Source organism: Rhodococcus aetherivorans (assembly GCF_011058165.1).
Taxonomy (GTDB): Bacteria; Actinomycetota; Actinomycetes; order Mycobacteriales; family Mycobacteriaceae; genus Rhodococcus; species Rhodococcus aetherivorans.
The window spans coordinates 1-16,041 of record NZ_JAALEG010000114.1 but is presented as its reverse complement, the minus strand read 5'-3'; the positions used below and the strand labels follow the sequence as shown (position 1 = coordinate 16,041).

General features: G+C 69.7%; 15 protein-coding genes. 5 read left to right on the top strand and 10 right to left on the bottom strand.

The window, feature by feature from the left end:
* Window positions 1–106: 106 nt before the first annotated feature.
* From G6039_RS27425 to G6039_RS27400, 6 genes are all read right to left on the bottom strand, one after another.
* Complete coding sequence (locus G6039_RS27425; RefSeq protein ID WP_017682183.1) at window positions 107–1,060, bottom strand: tyrosine-type recombinase/integrase; 954 nt, start codon at window positions 1,058–1,060, stop codon at window positions 107–109.
* Window positions 1,061–1,177: 117 nt separating this feature from the next.
* Window positions 1,178–2,557 (bottom strand): dihydrolipoyl dehydrogenase family protein, encoded by a 1,380-nt coding sequence (locus tag G6039_RS27420; protein WP_010596918.1) that lies wholly within the window; start codon window positions 2,555–2,557, stop codon window positions 1,178–1,180.
* Entirely contained in the window at window positions 2,554–3,450 is an 897-nt protein-coding gene (locus G6039_RS27415) for a cytochrome c biogenesis CcdA family protein (protein ID WP_010596917.1), read from the bottom strand. The genes G6039_RS27420 and G6039_RS27415 overlap by 4 nt, the downstream gene beginning before the upstream one ends.
* Complete coding sequence (locus tag G6039_RS27410; protein ID WP_010596916.1) at window positions 3,447–3,953, bottom strand: TlpA family protein disulfide reductase; 507 nt, start codon at window positions 3,951–3,953, stop codon at window positions 3,447–3,449. The genes G6039_RS27415 and G6039_RS27410 overlap by 4 nt, the downstream gene beginning before the upstream one ends.
* Window positions 3,950–4,249, bottom strand: coding sequence for a hypothetical protein (locus G6039_RS27405; RefSeq protein WP_010596915.1), 300 nt, complete (start codon window positions 4,247–4,249; stop codon window positions 3,950–3,952). The genes G6039_RS27410 and G6039_RS27405 overlap by 4 nt, the downstream gene beginning before the upstream one ends.
* Window positions 4,249–4,638, bottom strand: a complete 390-nt coding sequence (locus tag G6039_RS27400; RefSeq protein ID WP_026138108.1) for an ArsR/SmtB family transcription factor — start codon at window positions 4,636–4,638, stop codon at window positions 4,249–4,251. The genes G6039_RS27405 and G6039_RS27400 overlap by 1 nt, the downstream gene beginning before the upstream one ends.
* A gap of 128 nt (window positions 4,639–4,766) precedes the next feature.
* On the opposite strand from G6039_RS27400, the gene merA reads away from it, so the two are divergent.
* The 3 genes from merA (at window position 4,767) to merB (ending at window position 7,384) form a co-directional block, all read left to right on the top strand.
* Window positions 4,767–6,206: a mercury(II) reductase gene (gene merA / locus G6039_RS27395; protein WP_010596913.1), complete on the top strand. Its 1,440-nt coding sequence runs from the start codon at window positions 4,767–4,769 to the stop codon at window positions 6,204–6,206.
* 18 nt (window positions 6,207–6,224) lie between these two features.
* A complete protein-coding gene (locus G6039_RS27390; protein ID WP_010596912.1) occupies window positions 6,225–6,668 on the top strand; it encodes a MerR family transcriptional regulator in 444 nt (147 codons plus the stop codon).
* Between the two features lie 71 nt (window positions 6,669–6,739).
* Window positions 6,740–7,384: an organomercurial lyase MerB gene (merB, locus tag G6039_RS27385; RefSeq protein WP_010596911.1), complete on the top strand. Its 645-nt coding sequence runs from the start codon at window positions 6,740–6,742 to the stop codon at window positions 7,382–7,384.
* A gap of 68 nt (window positions 7,385–7,452) precedes the next feature.
* Here the strand turns inward: merB and G6039_RS27380 are convergent, their stop codons facing one another.
* The 4 genes from G6039_RS27380 to G6039_RS27365 all read right to left on the bottom strand — a co-directional run bounded on the left by G6039_RS27380 (window position 7,453) and on the right by G6039_RS27365 (window position 14,220).
* Complete coding sequence (locus tag G6039_RS27380; RefSeq protein ID WP_010596910.1) at window positions 7,453–10,464, bottom strand: Tn3 family transposase; 3,012 nt, start codon at window positions 10,462–10,464, stop codon at window positions 7,453–7,455.
* A 914-nt stretch (window positions 10,465–11,378) separates the two neighbouring features.
* Window positions 11,379–12,368, bottom strand: a complete 990-nt coding sequence (locus G6039_RS27375; RefSeq protein WP_010596909.1) for an arsenic resistance protein — start codon at window positions 12,366–12,368, stop codon at window positions 11,379–11,381.
* Between the two features lie 357 nt (window positions 12,369–12,725).
* Window positions 12,726–13,517: a MerR family transcriptional regulator gene (locus G6039_RS27370; RefSeq protein WP_010596908.1), complete on the bottom strand. Its 792-nt coding sequence runs from the start codon at window positions 13,515–13,517 to the stop codon at window positions 12,726–12,728.
* A 70-nt stretch (window positions 13,518–13,587) separates the two neighbouring features.
* The gene (locus G6039_RS27365) at window positions 13,588–14,220 is read right to left on the bottom strand and encodes an HNH endonuclease (protein WP_010596907.1); all 633 of its coding nucleotides are present in this window, start codon (window positions 14,218–14,220) and stop codon (window positions 13,588–13,590) included.
* A gap of 445 nt (window positions 14,221–14,665) precedes the next feature.
* Here G6039_RS27365 and G6039_RS27360 point away from each other — a divergent pair, with 445 nt between their 5' ends.
* Entirely contained in the window at window positions 14,666–15,187 is a 522-nt protein-coding gene (locus G6039_RS27360) for a hypothetical protein (RefSeq protein WP_029547268.1), read from the top strand.
* Between the two features lie 141 nt (window positions 15,188–15,328).
* Window positions 15,329–15,640 (top strand): hypothetical protein, encoded by a 312-nt coding sequence (locus G6039_RS27355; RefSeq protein WP_029547269.1) that lies wholly within the window; start codon window positions 15,329–15,331, stop codon window positions 15,638–15,640.
* Window positions 15,641–16,041 lie beyond the last annotated feature (401 nt).

Here is a 16,041-nt window from a genome sequence, read left to right as displayed (position 1 = left end):
GAGGGGCAGCGCCCCTCAGGGGGGTCCCGGCAGTAATGGCGCAAAAAACAACGAGGTTCGCGTAGCGCCTGGTCCGGGTAGACGGACGAGTCGTTGTTGGTGGCCGCTATCGGTGGCCGCGGTCGGGACCGAGGAGGCTGGTGATGCCGCGCATGGCCGCCGGTGAGGGTTTGAAGTAGCGGCGCAGGTTGTCGGGTTTGCGGTGGCGGGACTTGGCCATTAGCTCGAGCAGGCTGGCTCCGGCCTCGCCGAGATGCGTCAGGCCAGAATGCCGGAGTTCGTGCAGGTCCCAGCCGGTGCCGGGTCCGTTGGTGGCGGTGGCGGCATCGAGCAGGGCGCGGGCCTGGCCGTAGGACAACCTGGCCAGGCCGGTGTCGGGGCAGATGTCGCGGTCGGCGACGGCTTTGCGGGGTCCGGGTCGGCGGTGGGTGACGAACAGCGGTCCGCGGGTGCGGCCCTTGGTGAGGCGTGGCAGGAGCCGGGCGGTACCCGCGTCCCAGTACACGAGCTCGTGCGCGTACTCGTGATGGGCGGCGCCGCGGCGGCGGGTGCGGGGCTTGGCGCCCTTGGACTTCACCGGGCAGCACCGCCCGGCCAGGTCGAGGTCTTCGATGTTGACCTGGAGCAGTTCCTCGGTGCGGGCGCATGTTTCGTAGAGCATCCGCCACAGCGTCTTATCCCGCAGGTCGATGTCGCGGCGGGTGATGAGCCGGTCGATCGCGGTGCGCGAGCGCACCGGGGTGGCCGAGTCCGGCGGGGTGGAGCGTTTCACCCACGCGGGGACCGCCGGGGCGAGGTGTCCGTGCTCGCGGCACCACGCCAGCCAAGACGCGACCGCGGCGCGGCGGGCGTTCCAGGTGTTGACCGCCGCCTCGCCCCACAAAGTTTCCAGGGTTTCGCCGATCTCGTCGTCGGCGACATTGGCCAGCGGCCGGGCCTCGCCGAGCCTGGCGGTGGTCTTATCGACGGCGATGGCGTAGGAGCGGCGGGTGTTCGGGGAGCGGATCGAGTCGAGGAAGCCGTCGCCGGCGGCGCGGACGGTGATCCCGGACGACAACATTGTGACCTCCCTGGCCTGCTTGCCACAGATAACAGGGCCGCTTCGCGCACCGCCGGAGCGGAGTCGTCGCAGGCCGGGTTTCATGGTGCCACAGATAACAGGGTGTTATCTGTGGGATCAGTCGGCGGCGGGTCGGTGGACGCCGCCGGCGGCGGCGTTGACGGCTTCGGCGAGGGTGGGGTGGATGTGGATGGCGGCGGCGAGTTGGCCGTAGGTGGCGCCGCAGGTCATGGCGATGACGGCTTCGTGGACGAGGTCGCCGCCGTCGGGTCCGGCGATGTGGCAGCCGAGGATCCGGTCGGTGGCGGCGTCGGCGACGAATTTGACCAGGCCGCGGGTGTTGCCGATGGCGCGTGCTTTGGCAACGCCGGTGAAGTTCTGGCGGCCGATGATCACGTCGTAGCCGGCTGCGCGGGCGGCGGGTTCGGTCAGGCCGACGGCTCCGACTTCGGGGTCGGTGAACACCGCGTGCGGCACGACACGTCCGGTGGTGGTGCGGTCCTGGTCGCGGTAGACGGTGCGGTAGACGATGTCGGCGTCGTCGCGGGCGGTGTGGGTGAACATCGGCCCGCCCCGCAGGTCGCCGATCGCCCACACGTTGTCGGCGGAGGTGTTCAGGGTGTCGCCGACGGTGAGGAAGCCGTGCGGGTCGGGTTGCAGGTCGAGGTGTTCCAGGCCCAGGGCGTCGGTGTTGGGGGTGCGCCCGGTGGCGAGCAGCAGGTGGCTGCCGGTGATCTCGGCGGTCTCGGTGCCGGTGCAGCCGATCCGGATGTTGCCGGCCGTCCCGGCGGCGTGAGTACAGGTGGTGGCGGTCGCGACAGTGATGCCGTCGGCAGTCATGCCGTCGGCGACGGCGGCGCTGATGTCGGGGTCTTCCCCGGGCAGCAGCCGGTCGGCGCGCTGGACGATGGTGACCTCGGCGCCGAATCGCCGGAACATCTGCGCGAATTCGCAGCCGACGTAGCCGCCGCCGACGACGAGCAGGTGGGCGGGTAGTTCGGTGAGGTCGAGCAGCGTGCGGGAGGTGTAGTAGGGCACGGCATCCAAGCCGTCGATGGCCGGGAGGGTGGTGCGGGTGCCGGTCGCGAGGATGATCCGGTCCGCGGTCAGGGTGGTGCCGTCGACGGTGAGGCGCCGGTTACCGGTGAATTGTCCTGCGGCGTGGTAGAAGTCGAGGTCGGCGGATTTTTCGACGGCCCGATACGATCCGGCCCGGATGGAATCGACGAGGGTGTTCTTACGCTCCACCACGGCGGCCAGGTCGACGGTGACCGGACCGCCGACGCGGACGCCGAACTCGGCGGCGCGGCGGGCCTGATGGGCGACGGCGGCGGAGGCGATCATCGTCTTGGTGGGGATGCAGCCCCGGTTCAGGCAGGTCCCGCCGAGCAGTTCCTTCTCGACGAAGGCGACCCGGCCGTGGCGGGCGGCGCGCAGCGCCAGTGGCAGCCCGGACATTCCGCCGCCGAGCACGAGGGTGTCGTAGCGTTCGGTCATTGCGGGCGCCCTTCCTCGATGACGGTCGTCGGGGTGCAGCAGTCGACGGGTGCGGCATCGGTAACGCGGCGCCGGATCATGCGGTGAGCGAGGACGGTGACGGCGGCGGTGAGCACGGTCAGTGCCGCGATCGTCGCCATCAGTGGTGTGTGGTTCTGCAGCCAGGTGCTGGCGGTGGTGGACAGGGCCGCGAATCCGTTGGTGCCGGTGGTGTCGCCGGTGACGGCGGGCAGCCAGTACCAGGCCAGGTAGGCGCCGGTGAGGATGAGCACGGTCGCGGTGATGCGGGTGCCGTGCCGGGCGAGGGCGGCGAGATGGTGGGTGAGCGCGGTACCGGCGGCCGCGGCGGCGAGGCTGACCAGCAGCAGGATCGTCGCGGCGCCGAGGGTGTAGGCGACGAACACCGCGAGCAGCGCACCCCAGCCCGCGGTGGCCTGGGCCTGGGCGATGACGGCCAGCAGCACCCCGAACGTGCACGACAGCGACGCCGCGGCGTAGCCGATCCCGGCGAGGACGATCCCGGTTGTGCCGCCCGGCCCGGTGGCCGGGCGCAGCGCTCGGGTGGGCAGTCGCAGACCGAGCACGCGGCCGGTGAACATGACGACACCGAGCAATACCAGGGCGACACCGACGACCAGACCGAGCCACGGCGCGGCGCTGATCAGCGCGCGGGCACCGGCGCTGATGGCCAGCCCCGCCACGGCCAGGGTGCCCGCGAACCCGAGGGTAAAAGCGACGCCGGTTCGCAGCGCCCGCGCCGTGCGTACCCCGAGCGGTTCGGTGGCGGTGTCGCCGAGGGTGTGGGTGATCCAGGCCGGCAGCAGCGCGAAACCGCACGGATTGACCGGGGCGAGCATGCCCGCGGTGAACGCCAAGGCCAGCAGCCCGTTCACCGGTCCCCGGCCTTCGCCAGCGCGGCGGTGATCTGATCGGCGGACGGGTCGGCGGCCCGGTAGGCGACCGCACCGCCGGGGTCGACGACGAGCAGGGTCGACAGGGCGGCCACGGAGTACCGCTTGGTCAGGGTCGCATCGGTGTCGATGACCGCGGGCACGGTGTCGGTCCCGGTTTGCTGCTGGAAGTCGGTGACGACCTGGGCAGGTTCGGCCGGATCCATGTCGACCAGGACGAAAGCGGCGGTGTCACCGAGTTGTCGCGCAGCCTGCGACAGCGACTTCGCGCCGCCCACGCATTCACCGCAGCCGACCGAAAAGAAGAACATCGCCGTCGGCTTGCCGCTGGGCACGGTCACCGGCGCCCCGGACAGCGCGGTGACCGTGACGGGGTCGGTGGCGGCGCGGGGCGAGGCGGTGTCGGTGCCGCAGGCAGCCAGCACCGTGACCGCCAGGGCGGCGAGCGCCGCGCTCACCGTGCGTCGGGTGATCGGCGTGGTCACGGCTGGGAACTCCGATCGGTCGACGCGTTGGGCTGATGCGATCGGCGGGTGCCCAGCAGTCCGCGGACTGTCCCTCGCTGCGGCGGCTTACGACGGCGCGCGGTGTAGCCGACGGCGGCGAGGACCATCACCGCGGCGGCCACGATCGGTCCCCAACTGCGCAGCGCACCGCCGAGGGCGGTGAGCGCACCGGCCGCGATCAAGGCCGGTCCGGCGCAGCACACGATCATGGCCACGGCGGCACCCACCACCGCGAGCGGGCCGCCGATCCCCGTGGAGTTGTTGCGTACGTTCATCAATGTCCTGCTCCGTTCACACGAGCGGTGTCGATGCGGGTGCAGCAGGTCAGCGCGGCGGCGTTGTCGGCGGCGAGGGAGCGGGCCAGCATCACCAGGTCCGCGACGCGTGGGTCGCCGACGGAGTAGCGCAGCTTCTTGCCGTCACGGCGCGCGGTCACATAACCGCAGTCGGCCAGGCAGGACAGGTGCACCGACACCCGCGGCTGGGAGATCCCGGCATGCTCGACACACTCCGCGGAGGTGCGCTCGGCGGCCAAGATGAACTCCAGCAGCTTCAACCGCGTCGGATCCGACAGCGCGCGAAAGAACTTCGCCGTCGCATCCAGGTGCGTGCAGGCCGTCTCGCCACCGGGCGCGGTGACGGCGGCGGTCGTGGACCGGGGCAAGGGGATCGCCTCCACAAGAAGAAAGTTGAACTATTCGGATAAGCGCATAGTATGATGTCCGGAGATATTCGTCAACGCGAATAGCAACCTGTTCCGTGACCGGAGTCCCCCAGCAAGGAGAACCCGCCGTGACCACGACATCCCCGCGCGCCGATCTGGCGATCATCGGTTCCGGTTCGGCGGCGTTCGCCGCCGCCATCGCCGCGGTCAACCTCGGCAAACGGGTGGTGATGGTCGAGCGCGCCGCGATCGGCGGCACCTGCGTGAACGTGGGCTGCGTGCCGTCGAAGGCGCTGCTGGCCGCCGCGGAGGCCCGGCACACCGCGGCGAGCGCCGACCGGTTCCCGGGGCTGGCGGCGACCGGGGCACCGGTGGACTTCGCCGAGCTGATCGCGGGCAAGAACGCGCTGGTCGACCGGCTTCGCGGCGAGAAGTACCTCGACCTGGCCGCCGACTACGGCTGGGAGATCGTCTCGGGAACCGCCGTCTTCACCGGTACCACCGACGCACCGGTGCTGCGGGTCGAGCAGGGGGCCGATGGCCCGCGGGTGATCGACGCCGATCAGTACCTGATCGCGACCGGCGCCGCGCCGTGGGCGCCGCCGACCGACGGGCTCGCCGAGGCGGGGTATCTGACCTCGACCACCGCGATGGAGCTCGACGTCCTGCCGGGGTCGCTGATCGTGGTGGGCGGCAACGCCATCGGTCTCGAACAGGCACAGTTGTTCGCCCGGCTCGGCACCCGGGTCACGGTGATCGAGGCCCTGGATCGGCTGGCGCCGTTCGAGGAACCCGAGATCTCCCGGGCCATCGCGCAGGTGTTCGCCGACGAAGCCATCACCGTGCTCACCGGCGCCACCCTCGACAAGGCACTGGCCGAGGGCGGCGAGAAACTCGTCACCGTCCGCACCGCCGACGGGGCCACCACCGAACTGCGGGCCGCCCAGCTGCTCATCGCCACCGGCCGCCGCCCCGACACCCCCGGATTGAATCTGGCGGCGGTCGGGGTACGCACCGACGACCGCGGCGCCGTCGTCGTCGACGCCCACCAGCGCAGCAGCAACCCGCGGATCTGGGCCGCGGGCGACGTGGCCGGCGGCCCCCAATTCGTGTACGTCGCGGCGGCGCAGGGCACACTCGCCGCCGGCAACGCCCTCGGGCACGCCGGCCGCACCCTGGACTACACGGCGCTGCCGCGGGTGACATTCACCAGCCCGGCCATCGCCGCGGTCGGCCACACCGACAGCCAAGCCGCCGCAGCCGGATTACGGACCGAGTCGCGGCTGCTCACCGGTGCGAACGTGCCGCGTGCCCTGGTCAACCGGGACACCCGTGGTGTGGTCAAACTCGTCGCCGAGGCCGGGACCGGGCGGGTGCTAGGCGTGCACGCCGTCGCCGAGGGTGCCGGGGATCTGATCACCGCCGCCGGGTACGCGATCACCGCGGGCATGACCGTCGACCAGCTCGCCCGCACCTGGGCGCCGTATCTGACCATGGCCGAAGCGCTGAAACTCACCGCCCAAACCTTCACCGCCGATGTCGCCAAGCTGTCCTGCTGCGCGGGCTGAGGACCGGATCGAGCCGTCATGAACACACCGGTGATGACCATCGGAGACCTGGCCCGCCGCACCGGAGTGCCGGCGAAAGTACTACGCCGCCACCACGACCTGGGCCTGATCTACAGCCTCGGCCGCAGCCGGGCCGGATACCGGCTCTTCGACGAACACGCGCTGTGGTGCGTCGAGGTCATCGCCACCCTGCGCGGCCTCGGCCTCACGGAGGCCGAAATCCGTCAGCTCGCCGCCACCTGCGACGACAGCGCCCGGCCGGTCGGACCGCAGCTGGCCGAACTACTGGCCCGCTCCCGGACCCGGATCGAGGACCGCATCCGCGACCTCGACGAGCAGCGCCGCCGCATCGACGAGTTCGAACACCACCACCACGACGCGTTGACCCGGGCGACCAGCCACGACCGAGCCGCCGCCCCGCCGTGGGTGCCGGATCCGAGGACATGCGGCTGCGGCGCTTGACCTTCCCTGCGGTGGCAAGCCCGACACTCGATCCCACACCCGTGACTACACGCTCCGAGGGGACACCAGCGATGACGACCAACCCGTTCGCCACCACCATCGTCGACACACTGTTCGACTCCACCGCCAATACGGGAACGAACCTGATGGGCACCGCGATGCGGCTGCTCGCGGCCGGTGAACCGATCACCATCGAACAGCTCGCTACCGCCGCCGGCGCCAGCGTCGCCGACGTCGAGAACGCGCCCGCCGCCGCGGACATCGAATACGACGACCGGCACCGCATCCTCGGCTGGGGCCTGACCCTCAATCCCACCCCGCACCGGTTCACCGTCGACGGCCACCAGCTCTACACCTGGTGCGCCGCCGACACCCTGCTGTTCCCCGCCATCATCGGTCGCCCCGCCACCGTCGAATCCACCTGCGCCGCAACCGGAACCACCATCCGACTGTCCGTTGACCCGGCCTCCGGGGTCAGCGGCCTCGACCCGGCCACCGCGGTCATCTCTGTACCCGGCCCCGACGAACTCGACCCGACCCGGGTCCGCGCCACCACCTGCAACCCCGGCCGCTACTTCGCCACCGCCGTGGCGGCCGCCGACTGGCAGAGCCGGCACCCCACCGGGCTCGTGCTGCCCGTCGCCGACGCCTACGCCCAGCTGCGCCCGATCAGCGACCGCGTCCTCACCGCCACCGAACCACCACGCTGTCGCTGACCCAACCCAGGCCACCGATGTGCCCAGCTACGCCCCAGCACCCTCTCCCGGAAGGTGGTAGCCGGCGGTCAGAAGAGGGTGTCGCGGACCCGCAGCGGCCGGTACCCGGTGGGGCCGAGCTGGGCCAGTTCGGCGTCGATGTCGACCTCGATGGCGCCGAAGAAGTTGATGTTCTCGCTGTGCGCCGGAGAAATGTGCGCCAGCACCTCGTCATCGATGCGCCGCCCGGCCCGCCGCATCTGTTCGGTCGCCAGACCGTAATACTCCGTGGTCCAGGCGATGACGGCGTTGGTCGCCAACGTGAGGCACCATGCCTGTTCGGTCTGTCCCTCCAGGTGCCTCGCGCGCACGGTTCCTTCATGCGCGTAGAGCAGGTCGCGGCGGAGCGCGTGCAGGGATTCGCCCTTGTTGAGCTGGCGGGAGATCTTGCGTCGATAGCCCGGGTCGGACAGATACCGGGCGGCGTAGATCGTGCGCCGCAGCGCCCCGTACTCCTTGAGCGCCGCCGCGAGGGCGTTCTGCCGGCCCGACGCCGACAGCTTGCCGACCAGCAGCGACGCGGTGGCGTGCCCGAACTTCAGCGACCCGGCCAGCCGGAGCAGGTCGTCGTAGTGCTCGGCGATCAGATCGAGATTGCACCGCCGGGTCAAAAGCGGGCCCGCGTGCGGGAACGCGGACTCGACCTGGGCTCGCGGCGCCGCCCGGTACAGGGTGATCCGGCCCAGGTCCCGGATGCGGGGCGAGAGCTGCAACCCGAGCAGGTCGAACAGCCCGAAGTTCACCAGGGTGACGCCGTGCGTGTCGGTCGCATGCTCGGTGATCGGCAGATCCGTTGCATTGCCGAGGATTTCGTCCAGCACGTAGTGAGCTTCACGTCTCGTCGCGACGATGACCTTCGTGCCGTAGGTGGCGTGCTGATCGGTGACATGGGTATACGTGCTCAGTCCTTCGTTCGCGAAATAGCGGCTCAACGCTCTGGCAGTGACCGATTTGCCACGGGTCGGGAACCGCTGCCCATCACTGGAGGACAGGGTGCCGGCCCCGAAGATCGGGGTCAGCGGCAGGCGTTGGTGGTAGTCGATGATCGTCAGGTTCGCCGCCCGCAGCGTCTCCTCCCGCACATACCACTCCGAAGTCCAGGCCAGGATGTCGTAGGAGATGCCGGAGGCCTCCGCCATACGGGTGAGACCCAGGTTGGTGGAGTAGGCCAGCAGCACCGCGATGAGGTTGCGCTTCAACTCCGGGGTGCGGGACTGCTTACCGCCGGCGTGGGTGAAGCAGTCCAGGTAGCCGGTGCGTTTGTCCAGCTCGATCAACAGCGACACGATCGGCGCGAACGGCAGCATCTCCGTCAACTCCTGCTTCAACGCCACCGCTTCGGCCGGAACGTCTTCTGCCGACAGCGGCGAGACCACCAGGTCACCGGCCTCATCGAGACGGACCGGGCCGTCGCCGTCGGCGAGCACCTTCTCCAACTCGCTCATAGCGTCGTGCAGCTCGTCGGTGGCGGTCGCCAGGGCGCGGGCCGGATCAGCGGACTTGCCGACCAGGCGGCAGAACTCGTCACGCTGCGGCTCCCACGCCTGCGGGGTCAGCAGGTAAGCGGCCGGGTCGGCGTAGCGGCGCGACCCCGGCACGAACACGTCGCCGCTGCGCAACCCGTCCCGCAGCCCCAGCAGCACGCACAGCTCCCAGTAGTGCCGATAGGCGGTGGTGTTGCCGGCTTTGCGGGCCTCGTCGAGGTAGCCGCGCCACTTCGTCGGCACGAACCCCGTCGGCGCGTCGTCGGGCACCTTGCGGGTACCGGTCGCATTCAGCTCCCGCAGCATGTGCACCCCGATCAGCAGCTCGATCGCCGCGGTGCCGCCGGCGAACCGGACTGTCGACAGCACCTGCGGGGTGAACTGCCGCAGATAGGAGTACGAGCTGTCCAGAGCGGCCAGGTGCCCGTGATCGCGCGGCAGCCGAGGTTTGGCCTGCGCGACCGCGGCCCGCAACCGCTCCCATCCGATCCGATCGCCCCGGATCAGGCCGCCGATCTCCTCGTCAGGGATCTGCGTGTCGGTGATGATGGCCAGCAAGTCGTCGAGCAACCCCTGCCGATCCTCTCCGGCCTTACCGCGCTCGGCGAGCTCGTCGCGCATCCGGCGTTCGGCTTTGCTCAACCTGGCCGAGATCGCCTGATCGAACAGCTGCACCACCTCGTCGAGCACATCGGTGGCCGACTGAGCCAACACCGTGAGCAGGATCGGGTAGCGGCGTTGCGGATCCCGGCGTTCCAAGGCTTGGCCCGTCAAGCGTCGGCCCACAGTCGCCAGGAACCGCCGCCGCTCCGCCGGCAGCACCGACATATCCAGCTCATCCGCGCCCAGGTTGCGCAGGAACACCAGCTTCTCGACCTCGGCCTTCACCGCGGTCGCCGACGCCTCCACCGGGCCGGTCGACAACCACCGCAACCGCGACATCCCGATAGACGGGTCGGCGACCAGCAACGCATCCAGTTCCTTACACCGCTGCGGCGTGAACTCGCGCGCCAACCGGTCATAGGTCTCCCGCTGCGCCTGCGTGCGAGCATGCGCGACCCGGCGGACCACCGTGTCCGGGCCCGGCCGGATCACCCGCGCCGAGATCAGGTACTCACACGCCAGCCGGAACAACAGCGTCGGCGAATCGTGCTCCATCGGCCGCGCCAGAAGGAACTCATCCAGCTCCTTCAACTCCATCGACCCGGCAGGCCGCCACCCCAGATACTGGGCCACCAGCCGCACATGCTCGGTCCGCGTCTGCGCCCGCTTGCCATACGAACGAAGCTGCACCGCATCGACATTCAGCTGATCCGCCAACCGGGCCACCGCCACCGGCGGCGCCGACGACACCTTGTCCGGCACGAACCCCAGCCACGGCAAGGTGCACAACGCCACCGCCAGGCCCAGACGGACCGCAGGGCCCCTGCCCTGCGGAGCAACGAACGCCAGATCCGCCGGGGTCAGCGTGAAGTACCGGAACAACTCCTCACGACTGATCTCCGGGAACTCCCGCAGGCGCTGCAACTCCTCGTCCGCGAATACCCGCGTCGCCACGAACCCCAGCCTCCAAAACGCCGACCAACCTCATCGGCAGCCAAGCCAAGCACCAACCACCCCGGCCCGCAGCCCGAACCGAGAAATCACCGCCGACCAGGCGCTACGCGAACCTCGTTGTTTTTTGCGCCATTACTACCGGGACCCCTATAACGCGGGAGGGCGGAGGCCTCCCGGTCGTGCGCGCCCCCACCGGATCCCGGGATCCCCAGCCCCGCTGCACATGTCCTCAGAGGGTGCCCGGTCGTGCAGTCCGGCCTCCGTCGGCTGAGGCCGCCCCGCCCGGGTGAACGAGACCTGCCGCCGGGCCGTCACCGGTCGGCACACCCCAGCGGCACCGGCACAGCGCAGGGGAGAGGGTCGGCCGGCTGCGCCGCCGGCACGACCACTGCCCGCCCCCACGCCGGAGGGACTACGGGGGCGGCCGGGCGGGTGCGCACGGGGCAGCTGCGACCGCGATCCCGCTGCGCGCACCGGCACGCTCCGCCGACAGGGGTGTCGTCGACCTCGGGCGCGGCCGGTGGTGCGCCTGCGGCGCACGCCGAATCGATGTAGGGTCTCGCTGCCGATGAGATTTCGAGACGCTGCGATCTGCGCGTTCATCTTGGGTCTCACGGTATGGCCACCGCGACCTGTCTCAACGTGGTGGCATTTCTTCAGAGGACAGTTTCGCTCCCGCCAGCTGGCCGTGTCCTATGGTTCCGGGGCGTTTGTGCGGAGTTTGCAGGCAGCGCGCTCCCGAGCGTTCGGAGTGCCTCGATTGAGGCCCCGAAAGCAGAATCATCACCTGGACGGGCAAACGGGAAGGGCCAGCTCAGCGAGTTCCGGTCACGGACCGGCTTTCGGAACGTGCCGGTCATGGTTGCCTCACCGGGATCTGTTGCGGCCGAGTGCCAGGGACAATTGACAGCGAGTCAGGCGGACACGGCGGTGCGGTCGTCCCGGACGAGGCGCGGGACCATGCGCACGTAGATGACCATCCCGACGACTTCGACGAGCGTTTGGGTGACCACTACGACCGCAGCAACCGCGAGCGGGTCGGGCAGGGCCAAGGCCAGCGGCAGCACGACCAGGGAGTTGCGGGTGGCACCGGTGAACACCACGGCCCGCCCCGACGGGACATCCAGGCGGAACAGCCGGGCGATCGCCCATCCGGCGAACGCCATCACCACGAGGAACGCCGCGTAGAACGGCACCACCGCGACCACGTCGGCGAAGTTGCCGTCCAGCTTCGGTATCTGGGAGGCGACCACGACCAGGAGGGTGGCCGCCATCAACGGCACCATGAGCGACGTCGCCGCGGCGGACACCTTCCGGCCTACCGCTGCCCGACCGGACCAGAACTGTGTCGCCCACGCCAGCGTCAGGGGGATGACGATCAGCACCACGAACGCTTCCACGAATGGGCCGGTCTCGACGATGTCGGACAAGTCCGAACCCATGAAGAGGACCAGGAACAGCGGCAACAAGATCATCTGGGTGATCAGCAACAGGGGGGTCGCGGCCAGGAGCCGTCGGCTGCTGCCGCCGGCGAGGCCGCTGAAGACGATCACGTAGTCCACACACGGGCACAGCAACACCAGCAACACCCCGACCCGCACGGCCTGATCGGCGGGCAGGAACGTGAACATGGCCGCCACCACGAGTGGCACCACCACGAAATTCACGACCATCGTGGCCGACAGGAACCGGGCATCGCGCAGCGACCGCACCAGTTCGGCGGCGGGGACCTGCAGGAATGTCACGTACAGAAGGGCACCGAGTACCGGGTTGATCGCGTGCTCGAGGCCCGGGCCTGCTGCCGGGACGGCCCAGCCGAGCCCCGCGCCCGCGACCATCGCCGCGAGGTAGATCGCCACCTGGTGGTGTTCCATGCGTTCGACAACGCCCTGCGGCTGCGCCACTTATCCGACTCCCCGATCGTGTGCCCCGCGCCGACCGGTCTGCGTGGGCGCACTGAATTCTCGCCCACCGGGTGCCCGGCGGGTCATCGTGGTTCGGAAATGGTGCGCGCACCTGCGCCGCCGCCCACCGAGGGCCTCCGAAGGTCCACCGTCGTCGTCCCCGCGCAGGAGGTGGCGGCGCGGCGACGAGCGCGGCGACGATCAGTACGGGGATCCACACCGCACCCACCACGCCCAGAACAGCGAGGCCCCCGAGGACGGTGAGTACCGGTCCTGCGCAGCACCCCGCGCAGGCGCCGACCGCGGCGCCCATCCCCATCGCCTGCCACCGGGCAGATCCTGGACGCTGGGGTGAGGTCATGCGTTCGCTCCGAACAGTTCGGTCAGTAGGGCGTGGGCGGTCTCGGGGGCGCGCACAGTCAGTGCGAGCGCGTCGGGAGTCAGGTGCAGGGTGAAGTCGAAGAAGGCGCAGCAGCCCTGTTCGGCGGCGGCCAGGCGCGCCACCTCGGCGACCAGGTCGGGGCCGGACGGGAACCGCACACGCATCCCGCCGTCGATCTCCTCGCGGCCGGTGGCCGAGGCCAGCACATGCCGCCATTGCCGGGCCCGCTCGTCGTATTCGTCGCCGCTGAGGGTGCAGGCCACCGGGGCGTCCCGCCAGGAGCGATCCGGTGTCGGCTCGGGCCGGCGTTCGAGTGTCGGTGATACCGGCGCCGATACCGGCGCCGCGGTGGTGGATGCGGATGCGGCGGTGAGGCAGCCGCAGTCCGGCCCGCAGGCCCCGTCCGGTGCCGGCTCCGACAGGTCGGCGCGGACACCGGCCAGGTACGCCGAGAATGCCGTCAGTTCCGCAATTCTGTTGTCGGCGTCGGTGATCCGATCGGTGACCAGCGGAAGCATCCGCTGACGCACCGAGGCACAGACTCCCTGCTCCCAGACCTCGAGCAGATCCCGGATCTCCTCCAGCGGCAGGCCGAGGTGCTTGGCCGAGGAGATGAACGCCAACCGTTCCACCGCCTCGTCGCCGTAGACCCGGTAACCCGATGCGGTCCGCTCGGCGGACAACAGGCCGGCGGTCTCGTAGAACCGCAACGTCGTGGCCGGAACCTCGGAGATTTCCGCCAGCTGCGAGATCCGATAAGTGCTCACGAGACGACGGTAAACCTTCGAGTCGACTCGAAGGTCAAGCGCGAACGGCAAGGAATCCGCTGCTGTCCGGTCACCGATCGTCAGAGGGGAGGGAGGGCTTCGCAGTCACTGCGGCCTTCAGGGCGGGTAGGTACTCGGTGAGTCCACGCCAGGTGGAGGATGCGGGCTCGCGAAGTGCCCAGCCGAGTTCATCGAGGAGGTAATGGCTGCGGGCATCGTTGCACGCGTAGCACGTGGTAACGAAGTTGCTGGACTCGTCGGCGCCACCGCGGGCGATCGGGACGACGTGCTCGAGGCTGCTGGAGTGGGTCCAGTAGATCAGGTGCGAATGATCGAACTTCCACTTCGAGTGATACGGAAATTCCGCTGGGAAGGCGCGCGAAACAAGCTTCAGCACCCGGAGATCGAGGGTGCGGGATCCGCAAAACCGACACGTCCACCGATCACGCGCAAACACCGCGAGCTTTTCCCGTTCCATTGTCCGCCGCTTGATCGCCGGCGCCGTGCGCGTCGGCACCACTACCCGACATGCCGCGACCTCGGCTGATCGCTTCCTGCGGACCGCTTCGATCTCCTCGAGATCCAACGCTGGAACCGCCGCCCGCGCACGGTCGTTCTCGCCGCGGACCAGCAACTCGACGACTGCGGCGAATTGATCAACGGGATCGTCCGGCCAACTCGTCGGCTCGGCATCGACATCCATACGGGAAGTATCGACTACTGCCTCGACACGAGGCGCAACGCAGCATCTCCCCAGCCTCGGAAGATCATCCACCGCGCTACGCGGCCCCACCACACGGCCACGCCGAGACAATCTCACCCAATTGGCCATCGAGTGGCCATCCCAGAGGAGATTTGGCCACGAATCTCGAGACACCGAATCGAGCTCCGCTGCGCTCCGCCCTGTCGACGAGCCTGATTTTGCCCTTCTGGCCTCCGATGGTGACCGGCGGTCCGCTGCGCGCAACCCCTGGGCGCTGCGCGGCCTGACGGCCCGGAAAATTCTCTCCTCCGCTGCGCTCCGGCGAGATTTTTCCGTCCCAGAGGTTGCACTCCGCGGCCCTCATGCCGGTCCACATTCTCCCTGCCAGAAGGGCAAAAGAACGGGCGGACCCGCGCCGGTTCTCACCTCCAGCAGGAAGGTCGCCATGACCGCGCCGCAGACCCCGAGCTTTCCGAGCTCGACCACCCGCACCACGATCATGATCGCCGGAGCGTCGCAGCAGGTGCGGCTGGATGTGACCAGCGCGCTGACCGCGAGCGCGGCGGTGTTCGCCACCATCGGCGCGGTGCGGATGGTCTTCACCGACCCGGCCGTCGTCCGCGGCCTGGTGGCGGTGCTGCGGCGCCCGGTCACCGACGGGGCGACGACGGTGCTGCCCGAGCAGTTCCTGCTGCGCCCGGACCGCTTCGCCACCGACGAGCATGTGGTGACGGTGCACTGGTCGACGGTGCCGCCGTCGAAGATCACCCCCGGCGGGGCGTTCGATCCGCAGCGTCGCCGACACATCCACTGGGTCGACGTCGAGACCGGACCGCTGGTCTTCCGGTTCTTCGACCGGGCCGGTCACCGCGCCTTCACCGCCGAGCTCGCCCGCACCGCGGCTGTGGCCCGGTCGGTGCTGCTCCCGGCCGACGACAAGGCCCTCGCTCTCGACGGGCGCCGGTGACTCGAGGGGAGTTGTCCACAGCGGGCCCGGTTCTCCACAGGACCGGGCCCGCTGCCCGTCTCCGCCCCGGTCGGGGCCGAGGTAGCCGGACACACTGGCATCCACCGAAAGGTCGCACCGACCCGAAGAAAGGGCCCGCTCGTGCACACCTGGACCGTCACCTGCGATCCGGCCGTCGCGCAGGAATCCGGCACCGCCGCCACCGAAGTCGACGCCGTCATCGCCGGCGCCGCCGCGTTGCGCCGCATCACGGCCGCCACCCACCGGACCGGCCACCCGTCGCCCTACCTGCGTCTGCGCATCGACACCCGCTTCCGGATCGGCCTGAGCGCCGGGCCCGACAGCCCGGACGGAGTCCTCGAGTGGATCGACGACTACGAACACCAGGCCACCATCGCGGCCGCGGTCGACGACTGCGTGCCCGGCCTGGGCGGCCTCGACCCGGCGTGCTGACTTGTCCCCGCGAGGCCGAGGGGCGGCGACCACCGCCGCGGGCCCGCGAGGGGAAAGGACAGGTGTCACCTGTCAGTTCGCCAGGTATCTGGCGGTGCAGACCTGGCTTGACCTGCGGTGCGCCACTTGCGTCAGTCATGCCGCCATCAACTCCTTCTCATCCGATCTGGCGGATTCTTGGCGGGCACCGCGCCGATCTGCTTCGTCCACGATGTACCGACCTGCGGTTCCGCCGCTTCCGCCAGATCGGATGAGAAGCCGGCGCCAACGCCGTGCCACGTACACGAGAAACCCGCCAGATGCACTGAGAACCGACATCACCCACCCGCCCACGTATCGAGCTGCTCGACCCCAATCGTTTCGTACGTATCATGTTACGTACGAAACGGTACGTACGAGGT